The organism is Bauldia litoralis (genome assembly GCF_900104485.1).
Classification (GTDB): domain Bacteria; phylum Pseudomonadota; class Alphaproteobacteria; order Rhizobiales; family Kaistiaceae; genus Bauldia; species Bauldia litoralis.
On the sequence record NZ_FMXQ01000001.1, the window covers coordinates 409,976 to 423,329 of the forward strand.

General features: G+C 64.2%; 13 protein-coding genes. 2 read left to right on the plus strand and 11 right to left on the minus strand.

Translation table 11 applies throughout. The features are described from left to right. Window positions 1-31: 31 nt before the first annotated feature. Window positions 32-976: a carbohydrate kinase family protein gene (locus BLT60_RS01940; protein WP_090874520.1), complete on the plus strand. Its 945-nt coding sequence runs from the start codon at window positions 32-34 to the stop codon at window positions 974-976. Between the two features lie 412 nt (window positions 977-1,388). Here the strand turns inward: BLT60_RS01940 and BLT60_RS01945 are convergent, their stop codons facing one another. From BLT60_RS01945 to BLT60_RS01985, 9 genes are all read right to left on the minus strand, one after another. Continuing rightward, window positions 1,389-2,870, minus strand: coding sequence for a mannitol dehydrogenase family protein (locus BLT60_RS01945; protein ID WP_090874521.1), 1,482 nt, complete (start codon window positions 2,868-2,870; stop codon window positions 1,389-1,391). Beyond that, entirely contained in the window at window positions 2,870-3,637 is a 768-nt protein-coding gene (locus BLT60_RS01950; protein ID WP_090874522.1) for an L-iditol 2-dehydrogenase, read from the minus strand. Before BLT60_RS01950 ends, BLT60_RS01945 begins: the two co-directional genes overlap by 1 nt. Next, window positions 3,634-4,638 (minus strand): ABC transporter ATP-binding protein, encoded by a 1,005-nt coding sequence (locus tag BLT60_RS01955; RefSeq protein WP_090874523.1) that lies wholly within the window; start codon window positions 4,636-4,638, stop codon window positions 3,634-3,636. The genes BLT60_RS01950 and BLT60_RS01955 overlap by 4 nt, the downstream gene beginning before the upstream one ends. Window positions 4,639-4,648: 10 nt before the next feature. Next, window positions 4,649-5,479: a carbohydrate ABC transporter permease gene (locus BLT60_RS01960; protein ID WP_090874524.1), complete on the minus strand. Its 831-nt coding sequence runs from the start codon at window positions 5,477-5,479 to the stop codon at window positions 4,649-4,651. Between the two features lie 14 nt (window positions 5,480-5,493). Beyond that, window positions 5,494-6,366, minus strand: a complete 873-nt coding sequence (locus BLT60_RS01965; RefSeq protein ID WP_090874525.1) for a carbohydrate ABC transporter permease — start codon at window positions 6,364-6,366, stop codon at window positions 5,494-5,496. A gap of 120 nt (window positions 6,367-6,486) precedes the next feature. After that, window positions 6,487-7,797, minus strand: coding sequence for an ABC transporter substrate-binding protein (locus tag BLT60_RS01970; RefSeq protein WP_090874526.1), 1,311 nt, complete (start codon window positions 7,795-7,797; stop codon window positions 6,487-6,489). A 106-nt stretch (window positions 7,798-7,903) separates the two neighbouring features. Continuing rightward, the gene (locus tag BLT60_RS01975; RefSeq protein ID WP_090874916.1) at window positions 7,904-8,932 is read right to left on the minus strand and encodes a LacI family DNA-binding transcriptional regulator; all 1,029 of its coding nucleotides are present in this window, start codon (window positions 8,930-8,932) and stop codon (window positions 7,904-7,906) included. Between the two features lie 161 nt (window positions 8,933-9,093). Beyond that, window positions 9,094-9,474 (minus strand): zinc-binding dehydrogenase, encoded by a 381-nt coding sequence (locus BLT60_RS01980; RefSeq protein ID WP_175478245.1) that lies wholly within the window; start codon window positions 9,472-9,474, stop codon window positions 9,094-9,096. Between the two features lie 73 nt (window positions 9,475-9,547). After that, window positions 9,548-10,525: an NADPH:quinone reductase gene (locus BLT60_RS01985; protein ID WP_090874917.1), complete on the minus strand. Its 978-nt coding sequence runs from the start codon at window positions 10,523-10,525 to the stop codon at window positions 9,548-9,550. A gap of 120 nt (window positions 10,526-10,645) precedes the next feature. Here BLT60_RS01985 and BLT60_RS01990 point away from each other — a divergent pair, with 120 nt between their 5' ends. Next, complete coding sequence (locus tag BLT60_RS01990; protein WP_090874528.1) at window positions 10,646-11,401, plus strand: 2-keto-4-pentenoate hydratase; 756 nt, start codon at window positions 10,646-10,648, stop codon at window positions 11,399-11,401. A gap of 348 nt (window positions 11,402-11,749) precedes the next feature. Here the strand turns inward: BLT60_RS01990 and BLT60_RS01995 are convergent, their stop codons facing one another. Together BLT60_RS01995 and BLT60_RS02000 are read right to left on the minus strand one after the other, a co-directional pair. Next, window positions 11,750-12,388: an acyl-homoserine-lactone synthase gene (locus tag BLT60_RS01995; protein WP_175478246.1), complete on the minus strand. Its 639-nt coding sequence runs from the start codon at window positions 12,386-12,388 to the stop codon at window positions 11,750-11,752. 155 nt (window positions 12,389-12,543) lie between these two features. Beyond that, window positions 12,544-13,284, minus strand: a complete 741-nt coding sequence (locus BLT60_RS02000) for a LuxR family transcriptional regulator (protein ID WP_175478247.1) — start codon at window positions 13,282-13,284, stop codon at window positions 12,544-12,546. Window positions 13,285-13,354: the final 70 nt, after the last annotated feature.

Genomic DNA, 13,354 nt, shown 5'->3' on the forward strand with positions numbered 1-13,354 from the left:
TGGGAACGTCAGTTGGATCAAGAGAGAGCCGATGCCCAAATTCGACGCGACCTTCGTGGGCCTCACCATCCTCGATATCGCCGGCCGGCCGGTGGAGGCGATTCCCGGAGGGGGGAATGTCGCCTTTATCGAGGAAATCCGGATGAATCCGGCGGGAACCGCGGCCGGCGCAGTCATGAACGCTGCCAAGCTCGGCATATCGACGGCGACTGTCGCCTGCGTCGGCAAGGACTCGATGGGCGATTTCATCATCGACCAATACGGGCGCATGGGCATCGACTGTTCGATGATGCAGCGAAGCGAGACCACGCGCACCTCTGCCACCATCCTCACCATTCGGCCGAACGGCGACCGTCCTGCCCTCCACGCCCGGGGCGCCTCCGACGACCTGCTGGTGACGCCCGATCAATTTGATGCGGTGTGTGACGCGCGCTTCCTGCACCATGGCGGTACCGGGCTCTTGAAAGCGATGGATGCCGGGCCGAGTGCCGCGCTGCTGGCGCACGCCAAGTCGAAGGGTCTGACGACATCCTTCGACATACTCGCACCGGACGGGAACACGATGGGCCTCCTGACGCATATATTGCCCCATGTGGACTACTTTATGCCGGCGATGGAGGAAGCGGCTTTCCTTTCGGGCAAGACGGAGCCAGCAGAGATCGCGGAGATTTTCCTCGCGATGGGGGCCGGTGCATGCGTCTTCAAATGGGGCGCAAAGGGATCGTACGTCCAGACAGGCTCCGAACAATTTCGGGTCCCGGGATTCCAGGTCAAGGTGTCCGACACGACGGGTTGCGGCGACAGCTATTGCGGCGGGTTCGTCGCCGGCCTGGCCTATGGGCGCACCCTCCGGGAGGCTTGTGAGCTCGGCACGGCAACATCGGCTCTGGTCGCCACTGCGCTCGGCTCGGACGCCGGGGTCGTCGACCTCGCGCAGGTCGAGTCATTCGCTGCGTCGACGGCAAGGCTCGACTAGGGCACGGACTCAATCACGTCTTGAGATCGCTGCTGGCAATCCCGAGCTGCCGGCCACAACATGGGTAAGCGGACACCGGCCCACTGGCCATCGCGAGGATCGGCTTTAGTGGGTTGCCGTCCCAAACGAGAGGCGCTCGCGGTCGCCTATGATGCGGCGAGGCGCCCGGCGGCCCACGAACTTGAGATCTCTCCGCCCGAACTCCGAGGCGTTGGTCACGCGCAGCGGCGCAAACAGGCGCCGCGTCGAGAACGCCTCGGGCGGCTATGCGATCCTCAACAAGACGTCAGGCAAGTACAGGCTTCCGGCCAACGCGGTTCACTTCGTGATTGCTGGGCAGCACGGTGTGAAATTCAGATCGTCGCGGCGGCTCCGCTCCAGGATCCGGACCGCTCAGGAAAAACGCCCCTTGTCATGCCGGTCGGGTACCGTCGCCCAGGAAGGCCGCCAGCGCCGCCTCGGCACCGTCTGCCCAGACCGCCGTGAGCCAGCGATCGAAGGCGTCGGCAAACCGAGGGTCGCTCGCGAGATCGCCGTAGAAGCGTTTCTGCTCCAGCCATGTGCGGGGCCGGTCCCGGGCTGCCTTCGCCGCGACGACGAGGTCATCCCAGAACGGATCGTTGGCTGCGATCGCGCTGCCGTCTTCCCGCGTGCCCTCGCACATGCGCGCCCACAGCGCCTCGACCAGCGCGAGTCCCTCGATCGAGGTTCCGGCCGCCAGCGCATCGCGGATGATGGGAAGGATGAACCCGCTGTGTCGCGACGAACCATCGAAAGCGACCCGGCGCGTGGTATCGACGATCGCCGGGTTCGAGAAGCGGCGGTCGATCAGGTCGACATAGGCCTCGGGCGTCATGTCGGGCACCGGCTTGACGTGCGGCGCGATCTCGTCACGCTCGATCTTGCGGAAGAACGCGCCGATCAGCGGATGCTCCATGCAGGCCGAGATCGTCTCCACCGACAGGATCTCGCCGGGATTGGCGATCACCTGGTGGCCGGCATTCAGCATGCGGATCTTCATCGTCTCGTAGTCGTGGACCCGGTCGGAGAAGACAGCGCCGGCCTTGTTCCAGTCGGGCCGGCCGGCGCAGAAATCGTCTTCGATCACCCATTGGCGAAAATTCTCATGGGTGACGGGCACCGCATCGTCGATGCCGAGCGCCCTGGCCAGCGCCAGCTCCTTCGGCCCGGTGGCCGGCACGATGCAATCCACCATCGAATTCGGGAAGGTGCAGTTGCCGTCGATCCAGTCGGCCAGGATCGGATCCGACAGCCGGGCGAGCGACACCACCGTCTGTCGGAGGATCGCGCCGTTGCCTTGCAGATTGTCGCAGGACTGCGCGGTGAAGGGCCGGGTTCCGGCATCCCGCCTTTGTTTCAGCGCGGCCACCATCGCGCCGAAAGCGGTTCGCGGTCGCGTCGGGTCGGCCGCGTCGGCCTTGATGTCGGCATGGTCCGCGTCGAAGCCGCCGGTGGCGGGATCGACATAGTATCCGCCCTCCGTCACCGTCAGCGCGACGATCCGGATCGCCGGATCGGCCATCTGGCGGATGAGCGCCCCGTTGCCGTCCTCGACCGGCAGATAGTCGATCATCGAACCGACGATTTCTGCCGAGGAGCCGGTGGGATCGAGTTCGATCAGGGTGGTCAGGCAGTCCTGCGCCAAAAGCTTCTCGCGCTGCGCCGCATCGTTCGGCCGAACCCCGGCACCGACGATGGCCCAGTCGTGGCAGAGCCCCTGATCCATCAGCCGGTGCAGATACCAAGACTGGTGCGCGCGATGAAAATTGCCGAGCCCGATATGGACGATTCCCGGGGTGAGCGTCGACCGGTCGTAGCCGGGAACACGTATCGAAGCGGGAACGTCGCCGAGCGTGGCGTTCGACAGTCGCATCAACTCATCCAGTTGCCGCCGTCGACATTCAGCGTCTGCGCCGTGACATACCTTGCGTCGTCGGAAGCAAGGAACACGCATGGTCCGGCGATGTCGTCGGGCTCGCCCATATAGCCGAGCGGCACGGCTTCGCCGACGAGCCGCTTCTTCTCGCCGATCGGCAGGTCCTCGTACTTCGCGAACAGCGAGTCGACGACATCCCACATCGGCGTGTCGACGACGCCCGGCGCGATGGCGTTGACACGGATCTTGTCCTTCGCCAGTTCGAGCGCCAGCGACTGGGTCATCGAGATCACCGCCGCCTTGGTCGAGCAGTAGAGGACGATGTTTGCCTCACCCCGCCGCCCGGCCTGCGACGAGAAGTTGATGATCACGCCGCCCTTGCCGCGCTTCTTCATGCCCGGGACGACCGCCTGGGTGGCGAAGATGGTTCCGCCGACATTGACGTCATACTGGCGGCGATAGGCCTCGTGGGTCACTTCCTCGATCGGGGCCATGGTGAAGATGCCAGCGTTGTTGACCAGTACGTCGATGCCGCCCCAGGCGTCCTCGACCGCTTTCACGCCGTCGGCGATGGAACCGAGATCGGTCACGTCCATCTTCAGCGCCATCGCATTGGGACCAAGGTCCGCGGCCGTCTCTTCCGCCCCACCGATATCGGCGACGGCAACCTTCGCGCCTTCTCGCACATAGGCCTCGCAGATGGCGCGGCCGATTCCCCGGCCGCCGCCGGTGACCAGCGCGACCTTTCCCTCCAGTCGTTTCATTCGATACGCAGCCCCTTGTCGTCAAACCTGTGAAGCTGCGCCGGATCGGGTGTCAGATAGACCTGATCGCCGCGGTGGAAATCGACTTCACCGCCGGAGCGTACGGTGATTGGCTCTGCCATTCCATCGCAATGAACGTGAAAAAACGTGTCGGACCCCAGATGCTCCGACACCCCGACCTTCCCGGCCCATTCCCCGCCGTCCGACGAGATGCCGATGTGCTCGGGACGGATCCCGATCGTCGCCGCATTATCCTTTGCGGCCTCCGCGCCCTTGAGGAGATTCATCTTCGGCGACCCGATGAAGCCGGCGACAAACTCGTTCAGCGGACGCCGGTAGAGATCGAGCGGCGAGCCGACCTGCTCGATGTTTCCCGCCCGCAGGACGACGATCTTGTCGGCCATCGTCATCGCCTCGACCTGGTCATGGGTGACGTAGACCATGGTCGTCGTCAGCCGCTTGTGCAGTTCGCTGATCTCGAGCCGCATGCCGACGCGAAGCGCCGCGTCGAGGTTGGACAGCGGCTCGTCGAAGAGGAACGCTGCTGGTTCGCGGACGATGGCGCGGCCGATGGCGACCCGCTGGCGCTGGCCACCCGACAACTGGCCGGGGCGGCGGTCGAGATAGTCCCCGAGGTTGAGGACCGCGGCCGCCTGCTCGACCTTCCGGTCCTGCTCCGCCTTGTCCATCTTCGCCATCCGGAGAGGGAAGGCGATGTTCTTCCGCACCGACATATGCGGATAGAGCGCGTAGGACTGGAACACCATCGCCAGCCCCCGCTTGGCCGGCGGCAACTCGGTGGCGTCCTGTCCGTCGATCTCGATCCGGCCGCTGCTGACATCCTCCAGTCCGGCGATCAGCCGGAGCAGAGTGGACTTGCCGCAGCCCGAGGGGCCGACGAAGACGACGAACTCACCGTCTTCAATGGACAGGTCCAGCGGTCGAATGACATCGACTTCGCCGAAGCTCTTGGTGACCTGTTCGAGTGTGATGCGTCCCATACCCGCCTCCCTATTTCACTGCGCCGAAGGTCAGGCCCCGGACGAGTTGTTTCTGGCTGAACCAGCCGATGATGAGGATCGGCGCGATCGCCATCACACTCGCGGCGCTCAGCTTCGCGTAGAAAAGCCCCTCGGGGCTGGAATAGCTGGCGATGAACGCGGTCAGCGGCGCGGCCTTCGACGCCGTCAGGTTAAGCGTCCAGAATGCCTCGTTCCATGCCAGGATGACGTTCAACAGGACGGTCGAGGCAATGCCCGGCACCGCCATCGGCGTGAGGACATAGAGGACTTCCTTGCGCAGCGAGGCCCCGTCCATCCGGGCCGCCTCGAGGATCTCGCCCGGTATCTCGCGGAAATACGTGTAGAGCATCCAGATGATGATCGGCAGGTTGATCAGCATCAGCACGATCACCAGGCCCGTCCGCGTGTCGAGCAGTCCGGTGTCGCGGAAGATCAGGTAGATCGGAATCAGCACGCCGACCGGCGGCAGCATCTTGGTGGACAGCATCCACATCAGCACATTCTTGGTCCGCTTGGCCGGCACGAAGGCCATCGCCCAGGCCGCCGGGACCGCGATCAGGAGCCCCAGCAGCGTTGAGCCGAGGGCAATCACGACCGAGTTGGTGAAGTGCTTGAAATAGTCGGAGCGCGCCTGCACGGCGCCGTAGCTCTCCGTCGTCCATCCGGAGGTCAGCACTTCGATCGGCCCGCGGATCGCATCCACCTCGGTCTTCAGCGACAGGATGGCGATCCACAGGATCGGAAAGAACATCAGAATCCCGAGCGTCCAGGCGACGATCGTCGTGACGGTCTTCTCGCGGTTGGAAACTGCGCGTGCCATGGTCCGATCCCCCCTCAGGCGTCCAGATTCTTGCCGATCATCCGCATCAGGAAGATCGCGACGATGTTGGCGAGGATGATGGCGATGACGCCACCGGCGGAGCCGGCTCCCACGTCGTATTGCAGCAGCGACTGGACGTAGATCAGGTAGGTGAGGTTGGTCGTCGCCGTTCCCGGTCCGCCATTCGTGGTGACGAGGATCTCGGCGAAGATCGACAGCAGGAAGATCGTCTGGATCAGGATGACGACGGTGATCGCGCGGGCCAAGTGCGGCAGCATGATGAACCAGAAACGGTTCAGCCAGCTGGCCCCGTCCATCTCCGCCGCCTCGAGCTGCTCGCTGTCGAGCGACTGAAGGGCGGTGAGGAGGATCAGCGTCGCAAAGGGAAGCCATTGCCAACTGACGATCCAGATGATCGATGCCATCGGCGCCTGGCCAAAGAAGTCGAAGGGCTCGAATCCGAAGCTCGTCGCGATGTGGCCGAAGATGCCATTCACGGGGTTCATGAACATGTTCTTCCACACCAGACCGGAGACGGTCGGCATCACGAAGAAGGGCGCGATCACCAGGATCCGGACGATCCCCTGGCCCCACATCGGGCGGTCGAGGAGAAGGGCGAACAGGGTGCCGCCGCCGACCGTGATGATCAGGACACCGCCAACCAGGGCGAGGGTGTTCCAGATCGCGTCGGTGAAGCTCGGATCGGTGACGAAGTAGTAGTAGTTGGTCCAGCCGGTCCAGGCCTCGGTGCCCGGCATCAGCAGGTTGTAGCGCAGGAACGAGAAATAGATGGTCAGGGCCAGCGGGACGATCATCCAGGCCAGCAGCAGGATCACCGCTGGCGAGATCATCAGGCGTGCAGCCGTTCTTGAATGCTGGGTAGCCATGAGTGACGCCCTCCCCGTTCCTCAAAGAGCGCGCGACCGGACAGGCAGCCGCAAGCGCTTACCGGCAAGATCAGTTGGGTGGGCCGACGCGCGGACGCGCCGACCCGTCTTGGGAGACGACTACTTGGGGTAACCGGCCTTGGCCATTTCGCGCTCGGCGAACTGCTGGCTGTTCTTCAGCGCTTCGTCGACCGTCATCTGGCCGGCAAGCGCGGCAGCGATCTGCTGGCCGACATAGTTGCCGATGCCCTGGAACTCGGGGATCGCGACAAACTGGACGCCGGTGTAAGGCACGGGCTCCAGCGTTGCGTCGGCCGGGTTCGCCGCCAGGATCGAGTTCTCGACCGTCTTCGCGAACGGAGCGGCATCGAGATACGCCTGGTTCTCGTAGGTCGACTTGCGGGTGCCGGGAGGTGCGGCGACCCAGCCCTTGGTCTCACCGACGAGGTTGACGTAGTCCTCGGACGTCGACCAGGCGAGGAAGTTCTTCGCTGCATCCGCCTTCTGCGAGCTCTTCGGGATCGCCAGCGCCCAGGCCCAGAACCAGCCGGTTCCCTTGTCGGTCACCTGCTTCGGCGCCTGGAAGAAGTCGGTCTTGTCGGCGACCGAGGATTCGTCCGGGTTGAAGATGTAGCCGGCCGCCGAGGTCGCATCGACCCAGGTCGCGCACTTGCCGTCGGCGAAAAGCGCACGGTTCTCGTTGTGGCCGTTCGCCGTGGCGCCGGGAGGACCGAACTCGTTCATCAGGTCGACGTAGTAGGTGACGGCGTTGTGCCACGCGTCGCTGTCGATGGTCGGCTTCCAGTCCATGTCGAACCAGCGGCCACCGAAGGCATTCACCAGCGGGCCGACGAACGCCATGTTCTCGCCCCAGCCGGCCTTGCCGCGCTGGCAGGTGCCGAACACGCCGTTGTCCGGATCGTGGACCTTGGCGACGATCTCGGCGAACTGGTCGTAGGTCATCTGACCGTCGGGCAGCTCGACGCCAGCTGCGTCGAACAGGTCCTTGCGGTAGAAGGTGAACGAGCTTTCCGCGTAGAACGGGACGGCATAAAGCGTCCCGTCCGCCGACAAGCCGTTCAGGACAGGCTCGAAAATGTCATCGTAATTGTAGGCGTCGCCAAGATCGTCGAGCGCCACAAGCCAGCCCTGTGCACCCCAGATGGGTGCCTCATAGGCGCCGATGGTGACGATGTCGAAGGAACCGCCGTTGGTGGCGATGTCAGTGGTGACGCGCTGACGCAGAACATTCTCTTCAAGAACGACCCAGTTCAGCGTGTTGCCGGTCGCCTCTTCCCACTTCGACGACAGCTCCTGCATGATGATCATGTCGGAGTTGTTCACCGTCGCGATGGTGAGTTCCTCGGCCAAAGCCCCGCCGGCGACAAGCGCCATGACGGAAGCAGACACAAGTGTGCTTCTGAGGTGCATCCGTATCCTCCCTTGGTTGGATGTCCGACCCCAGACAATTACTATTTTGCCGCGATGTCAATCGATATTTGACACGCGTAAATTTACAGGAGGCTTTTCTGTCCGATCAGGCGGACTCTCGCATCACCAGTTTGCCTTCGAACAGGGTGTCGACGCGCTTCTCCGTCGGCCCGCCATTCTCGATAACATCGAACAACGTCTCGACGCTGCGATCCGAAATCGAGGCGTAATCCTGGGCGACGGTCGTCAGGGGCGGACAGGTGAACCGGGAGAAGGGGTGATCGTCGTGTCCCGCGATCCGCAGGGCGCAGCCACCGCCGCGCCCGACGCGCAAGCCCTCCCCGTAGGCCGCCGCCAGGACGCCGATCGCAAGCCGGTCATTGCTGCAAAGCACTGTGTTCGTGCTCAACTCGCGCGACTTGATCATGCGGATCCCCTCGCGATAACCGACCTCCTCGAATCCCCAGCCTTCGCCCTTGACGTGAATGACATGGGGAGGGTGTCCAAGCCGCTCCATCGCCTGGATATAGGCGTTGCGTCGCTTGTTGGCGTTGGGGTTGATCGGCGGCATTTCGAAGAAGCACGGCGGCTCGCCGGTCCGGCAGAGATACTCGACGATCAGCGAAATGCTCTGAGAATTGTCCGATCCGATAAAAGCCTTGCCGACGCCTTCCACGTTGCTGTCGAACAGGACTGTGGGCACGTCGTTGCAGAATTTCGCGATCACACCCTTGTCTGATGCACGGCCCAGCGGCGCGAGAAGGACCCCCGCCGGCTTGAGCGAACGAAGGCTGTCGAGGATGTCGTTTTCCAGCGTCGGCTCGCCGTGTGAGCTGAACAGGATCGGCCAGAATCCACGATCGAGGCAGCGGCGCTCGATGTTCCGGGCGATCTCGGCAAAGAACGGATCGGCGAGGTAGGGAACGACGATCCCGATGTTCTTCGTCAGCCGGCGGTTCTGGTTGATGGCGTAGATGTTCGGGCGATAATCGTATTGCTCCAGCGCCTCCTCGATCTTCCGCCGCGTCGACGCCCGGACGCTGTTCATGTCGTGGAAATACTTCGAGACGGTCGGCCGGGAGATGCCGCTGGCGGCGGCAAACTCCTCCATATTCTTGATTTTGGGCCCTTCCATCGTCATTCCCTTGATTCGGCTTAAACTTTCGCCGCGTAAACTTTGAAATTTGACTTTACGTACTGGGATTGTCGCCGGTCAAGGGCATGGCATGACCTGCCGGCCGCTCGCCGGCAGGCGAGCCCCCGTCCCCGCTCGGTGTCACAGGCATGGATGGCAGGTCATCGGGTGGTCAGGACGATTTTGCCGTAGGCACCGGGCTCTAGAATCGCGGCATGGGCCTCCGCCGCATTCTCGAGAGGCATCTCCCTGCCGATGACCGGGCGCAGCGATCCGTCGGCGAGTCCCGCCGTGATGTCGGCCAGGATCTCACCCACCAGCGGCCGTCCTGCGTTCCACAGCGCGATGCCACGCAGGTCGAGTTCCTTCATCATCGTCCGACGTGGATTGACCGTTACCTCCCCGCGGGCGCCGATGATGATGATGCGGCCATGTTTGGCGACCAGTTCGAGGTCAGCGGCAAGGTTCACGTTCGCCAGCATTTCCAGGATGATCGACGGCCCCTTGCCACCCGTCAGTTCCGCCACCGCGTCCAAGGGCATGGCATGACCTGCCGGCCGCTCGCCGGCAGGCGAGCCCCCGTCCCCGCTCGGTGTCACAGGCATGGATGGCAGGTCATCGGGTGGTCAGGACGATTTTGCCGTAGGCACCGGGCTCTAGAATCGCGGCATGGGCCTCCGCCGCATTCTCGAGAGGCATCTCCCTGCCGATGACCGGGCGCAGCGATCCGTCGGCGAGTCCCGCCGTGATGTCGGCCAGGATCTCACCCACCAGCGGCCGTCCTGCGTTCCACAGCGCGATGCCACGCAGGTCGAGTTCCTTCATCATCGTCCGACGTGGATTGACCGTTACCTCCCCGCGGGCGCCGATGATGATGATGCGGCCATGTTTGGCGACCAGTTCGAGGTCAGCGGCAAGGTTCACGTTCGCCAGCATTTCCAGGATGATCGACGGCCCCTTGCCACCCGTCAGTTCCGCCACCGCGTCCAGGTATCCCACTTCCGTGTGGTCGACGACGTGGTCGGCCCCCTGCTCGAGGATCAGGTCCCTGCCGCGTTGCGATCCGCCGCTGCCGATAATCGTCAGGCCGGCGCGCTTGGCCAATTGCACCGCCGCGGTGCCGACGGCGCCACTGGCGCCGTGGATGAATACAGTCTCCCCTGCGACCGCGCCGCCGCGGGCGAAGAGCGCGTAGTGGGCGGTCGCATAGGGCACGCCGATCGCCGCGCCGGCGGCAAAATCGATTCCCGATGGCAGCGGCACGACGAGGTCCGCCGGCCGCACCACCTTCTCGGCATAGCAGCCGGTCATTCGGACACCCATGCCGGCGCTGACAATGACGTGGTCGCCGACCGCGAGATCGCTGACGCCCGCGCCGACGGCCGAAACAACCCCCGCCGCGTCTCCGCCGGGAATGTAGGGAAGGTCCGGAACGATGGCGTAGACGCCGGTGCGCATGTAGGTGTCGGCCGGATTGACCCCGGCGGCGCGGACGTCGATCGCCACCTCGCCCTTGCCGGCGACCGGATCCTCCACGTCGTCGACCTGAAGCACCTCGGGACCGCCGAAGGAATGGGCGCGGACCGCCTTCATCTGCATTCTCCTTGTCGGATTTACGACCTTATACTCGTGTGGAGCTTCATGACCCACACCAAGCCATGCCAGCAAGGGGAGGCAGCGACTTTGCGTTCAAACCAGGAAAAGGCCTGCGCCATGCTGTGGCGCCATTGGCAGGACGGCGCTGTCCTCGACGCGCTGCCGGCGGAACTGGTTCCTGCGACGCGGGAAGGCGGCTATGCGATCCAGGCGCATTTCGAGAGCTACTCCGCGAAGCCGCTTGCCGGATGGAAGATCGCCGCGACCAGCGCCGCCGGCCAGAAGCACATCAATGTCGATGGCCCCCTCGCCGGACGACTTCTCGCCGAGCGGCTGCACGGGAGTGGCGCCCGGCTGTCCATCGCCGGTAACCGCATGCGGGTCTGCGAACCCGAATTCGGTTTCCGGTTTGGCAGCGACCTGCCGGCGCGGAGCAGCCCCTATGAAATTCCCGAGGTGATGGCCGCTGTCGCCGACCTGCACCTGACGATCGAGCTTCCCGATTCCCGCTACACGGATTTCACCCTGGTCGGCGGCCCCTCGCTGATCGCCGACAATGCCTGCACCCGCGACCTCGTGGTCGGCGAAGCGGTCACGGCCGACTGGCGGGCGCTCGACCTGTCGACGCAGCCGGTCAGCGCCCGGGTGGCGGGGCGCTACGATCGCGAAGGGGCCGGCGCCAACGTCCTCGGCGGCCCGGCGATCGCACTGACATGGCTGGTCAACGAGCTTTCGGGGCTGGGCATCGGCGCGCGGCGCGGCGAGCTTGTGACGACCGGAACCTGCATGGTGCCGCTGGAGATCGAGCCGGGCGACCGGGTCGAGGTCGACTACGGCGATCTTGGTTCCATCGGCGTGCATATCGAGCCGTGAGGCCACGGTCTGGCGACGCGTGCCGCCGCGAGCGCGTGTCCTGTTGAAATGGAGGTCAGTATCCCAGGAGACGGGTGACCTGGCCGATGACAAACGCCCAGACGGCGATCCCGGGCGGCACCAGGAGCAGGAGAGCAACCCCCACCGGCAGCGTCGGTGTGGGGGTGGCCGCCACGACGGCATCCCCGGAATACCGGGGGGCCGGATGAACAGGTCTACCTGTGGAATAACTCGACATCTGGTCCCCGCCGTCGCGTCGGTGACGGCATCTTTTGCCGCCATCCCGGTCAAAGGCTGACACTGCGCCAGAGTCGTTACTATCCCCCAAATGAGGGGCTGGACCGCCGATCATGCCGCCAGCGGCCGCCTGCCGGCCGCACGGGCAAGCTGGCGTTCGGGGTCGTCGAGGCGTGTCTTGACCCGTTGCAGGATTTCCTCGCTGACGGGAAACGAGCCGAGGTAGATCGCCTGACCGTTGACCGGCGCACTTCCGAGGATCTCGACCTCGACGCCTGCCCGGCGATAGAGCCGATACATCCCCGCATCGAAATTGCCGAGAACGGTCCGGATGCCGTTCGCCAGCGCGACCTCGCCAAGACCGGCGAACAGCACGCCGGACTCATGGACCAGGGCGGCTCGGGGCTCGCCCTTCAGCAGCCGGTCGTCGACGCAGAACCGCGTGCATTCCCAGATCGACGGCGCGGTGAGAAGCGCGGGATCCGGCAATGTCTCGCCAAACACTTCCGACAGCAGCGTCGGTCCCGTCGTCGGCAGGAGCCGCAGAGAACCCCGGACCTGCGTTGCTTCCTCGTCGCAGATCAGAACATAGACCGGATCTTCGTCATCGTAGCGATCGCGCTCAAGGCCGGCTGTCACGACAACGTCCCAGTTCAATTTTTCCTGGAACACCCGCGCCCGCAGCCGGAACATCTGGTCCAGCAAATGCGGATAGTCGTGGGCATTGTGTCGTTGGATAACCACCAGCATCGTTTCAACTCCTTCACTAAGCGTCGGACGATCCGGACTCCGAAAGCCTGCGGACGGCGCCATGCCGCCCATCGACCTTTGGCCGCTCGACGGAAGGAATCGTTAGGTGTCGGGTGTTAAGAAACGGCGGGTGGAAAAGAGCTGATTTTAGCGATCTAGAGAGCGAAGATCCCCGCCTTGACCGCCTTGCTGACAGCCTGGGCCGACGTGATGCAGTCGAGCTTGAAACGGACCGACTTCAGATAATCGCGCGCCGTATGGGGCGAGATCCCGAGGATCGTCGCGATGTCGCCGGCGTCCTTGCCGATCGCGGTCAGCTTCAGGCACTCGATTTCGCGCTGGGTGAGGTGTGGATGGTCCTCGCCGAAGACCTCCTTGATGACGCGACGATGAAGTCGATTCCCGGCCTCGATGGCGGTTTCCAGATGAGCCTCGGTAAAGGCTCGCCAATCCTTCTCGCTACCCGAGAAGGAAATCGAGAAGAGCCCGCGATGGCCCTGCTTGCTCCGGACGGGGATCGACAGGCCGAACGGCCCGACGCCATGGGCAAGGGCGTCCTGGAGAAAGGCCCCCTGCTCCGCCGTCTCCACCTTCAGTTCGCTCCAGTCGAACGGCAGCGTGCGATTGAATCCCTCATGCAGGACAGGATCGACATCGACGTAGTTCATCGTCAGGTAACGCTTGATCCAGTCTGCCGGGTAGGTCAGCCGGATATAGGGCTCGACCGAGGGGCTCGTACCGAGTTTCGACGAATGATAGACGAGGTGATCGACGCTGAAAAAATCGCGAAGCCCGGCGACCGCGAGGTCGACGTCTTGAGCGTCGTCAATGATAGCGAAAGCCTCGATCTGGGCTTTCGGTATCCCGGTCTCCGCCATGCCGTTGGTCTTTCCCAATGCCCCCCCTTCGGCCGGCCGCCTGTCCGCCGCATACTCCGACCATTGAACACGCGGACACCAGCCCCGG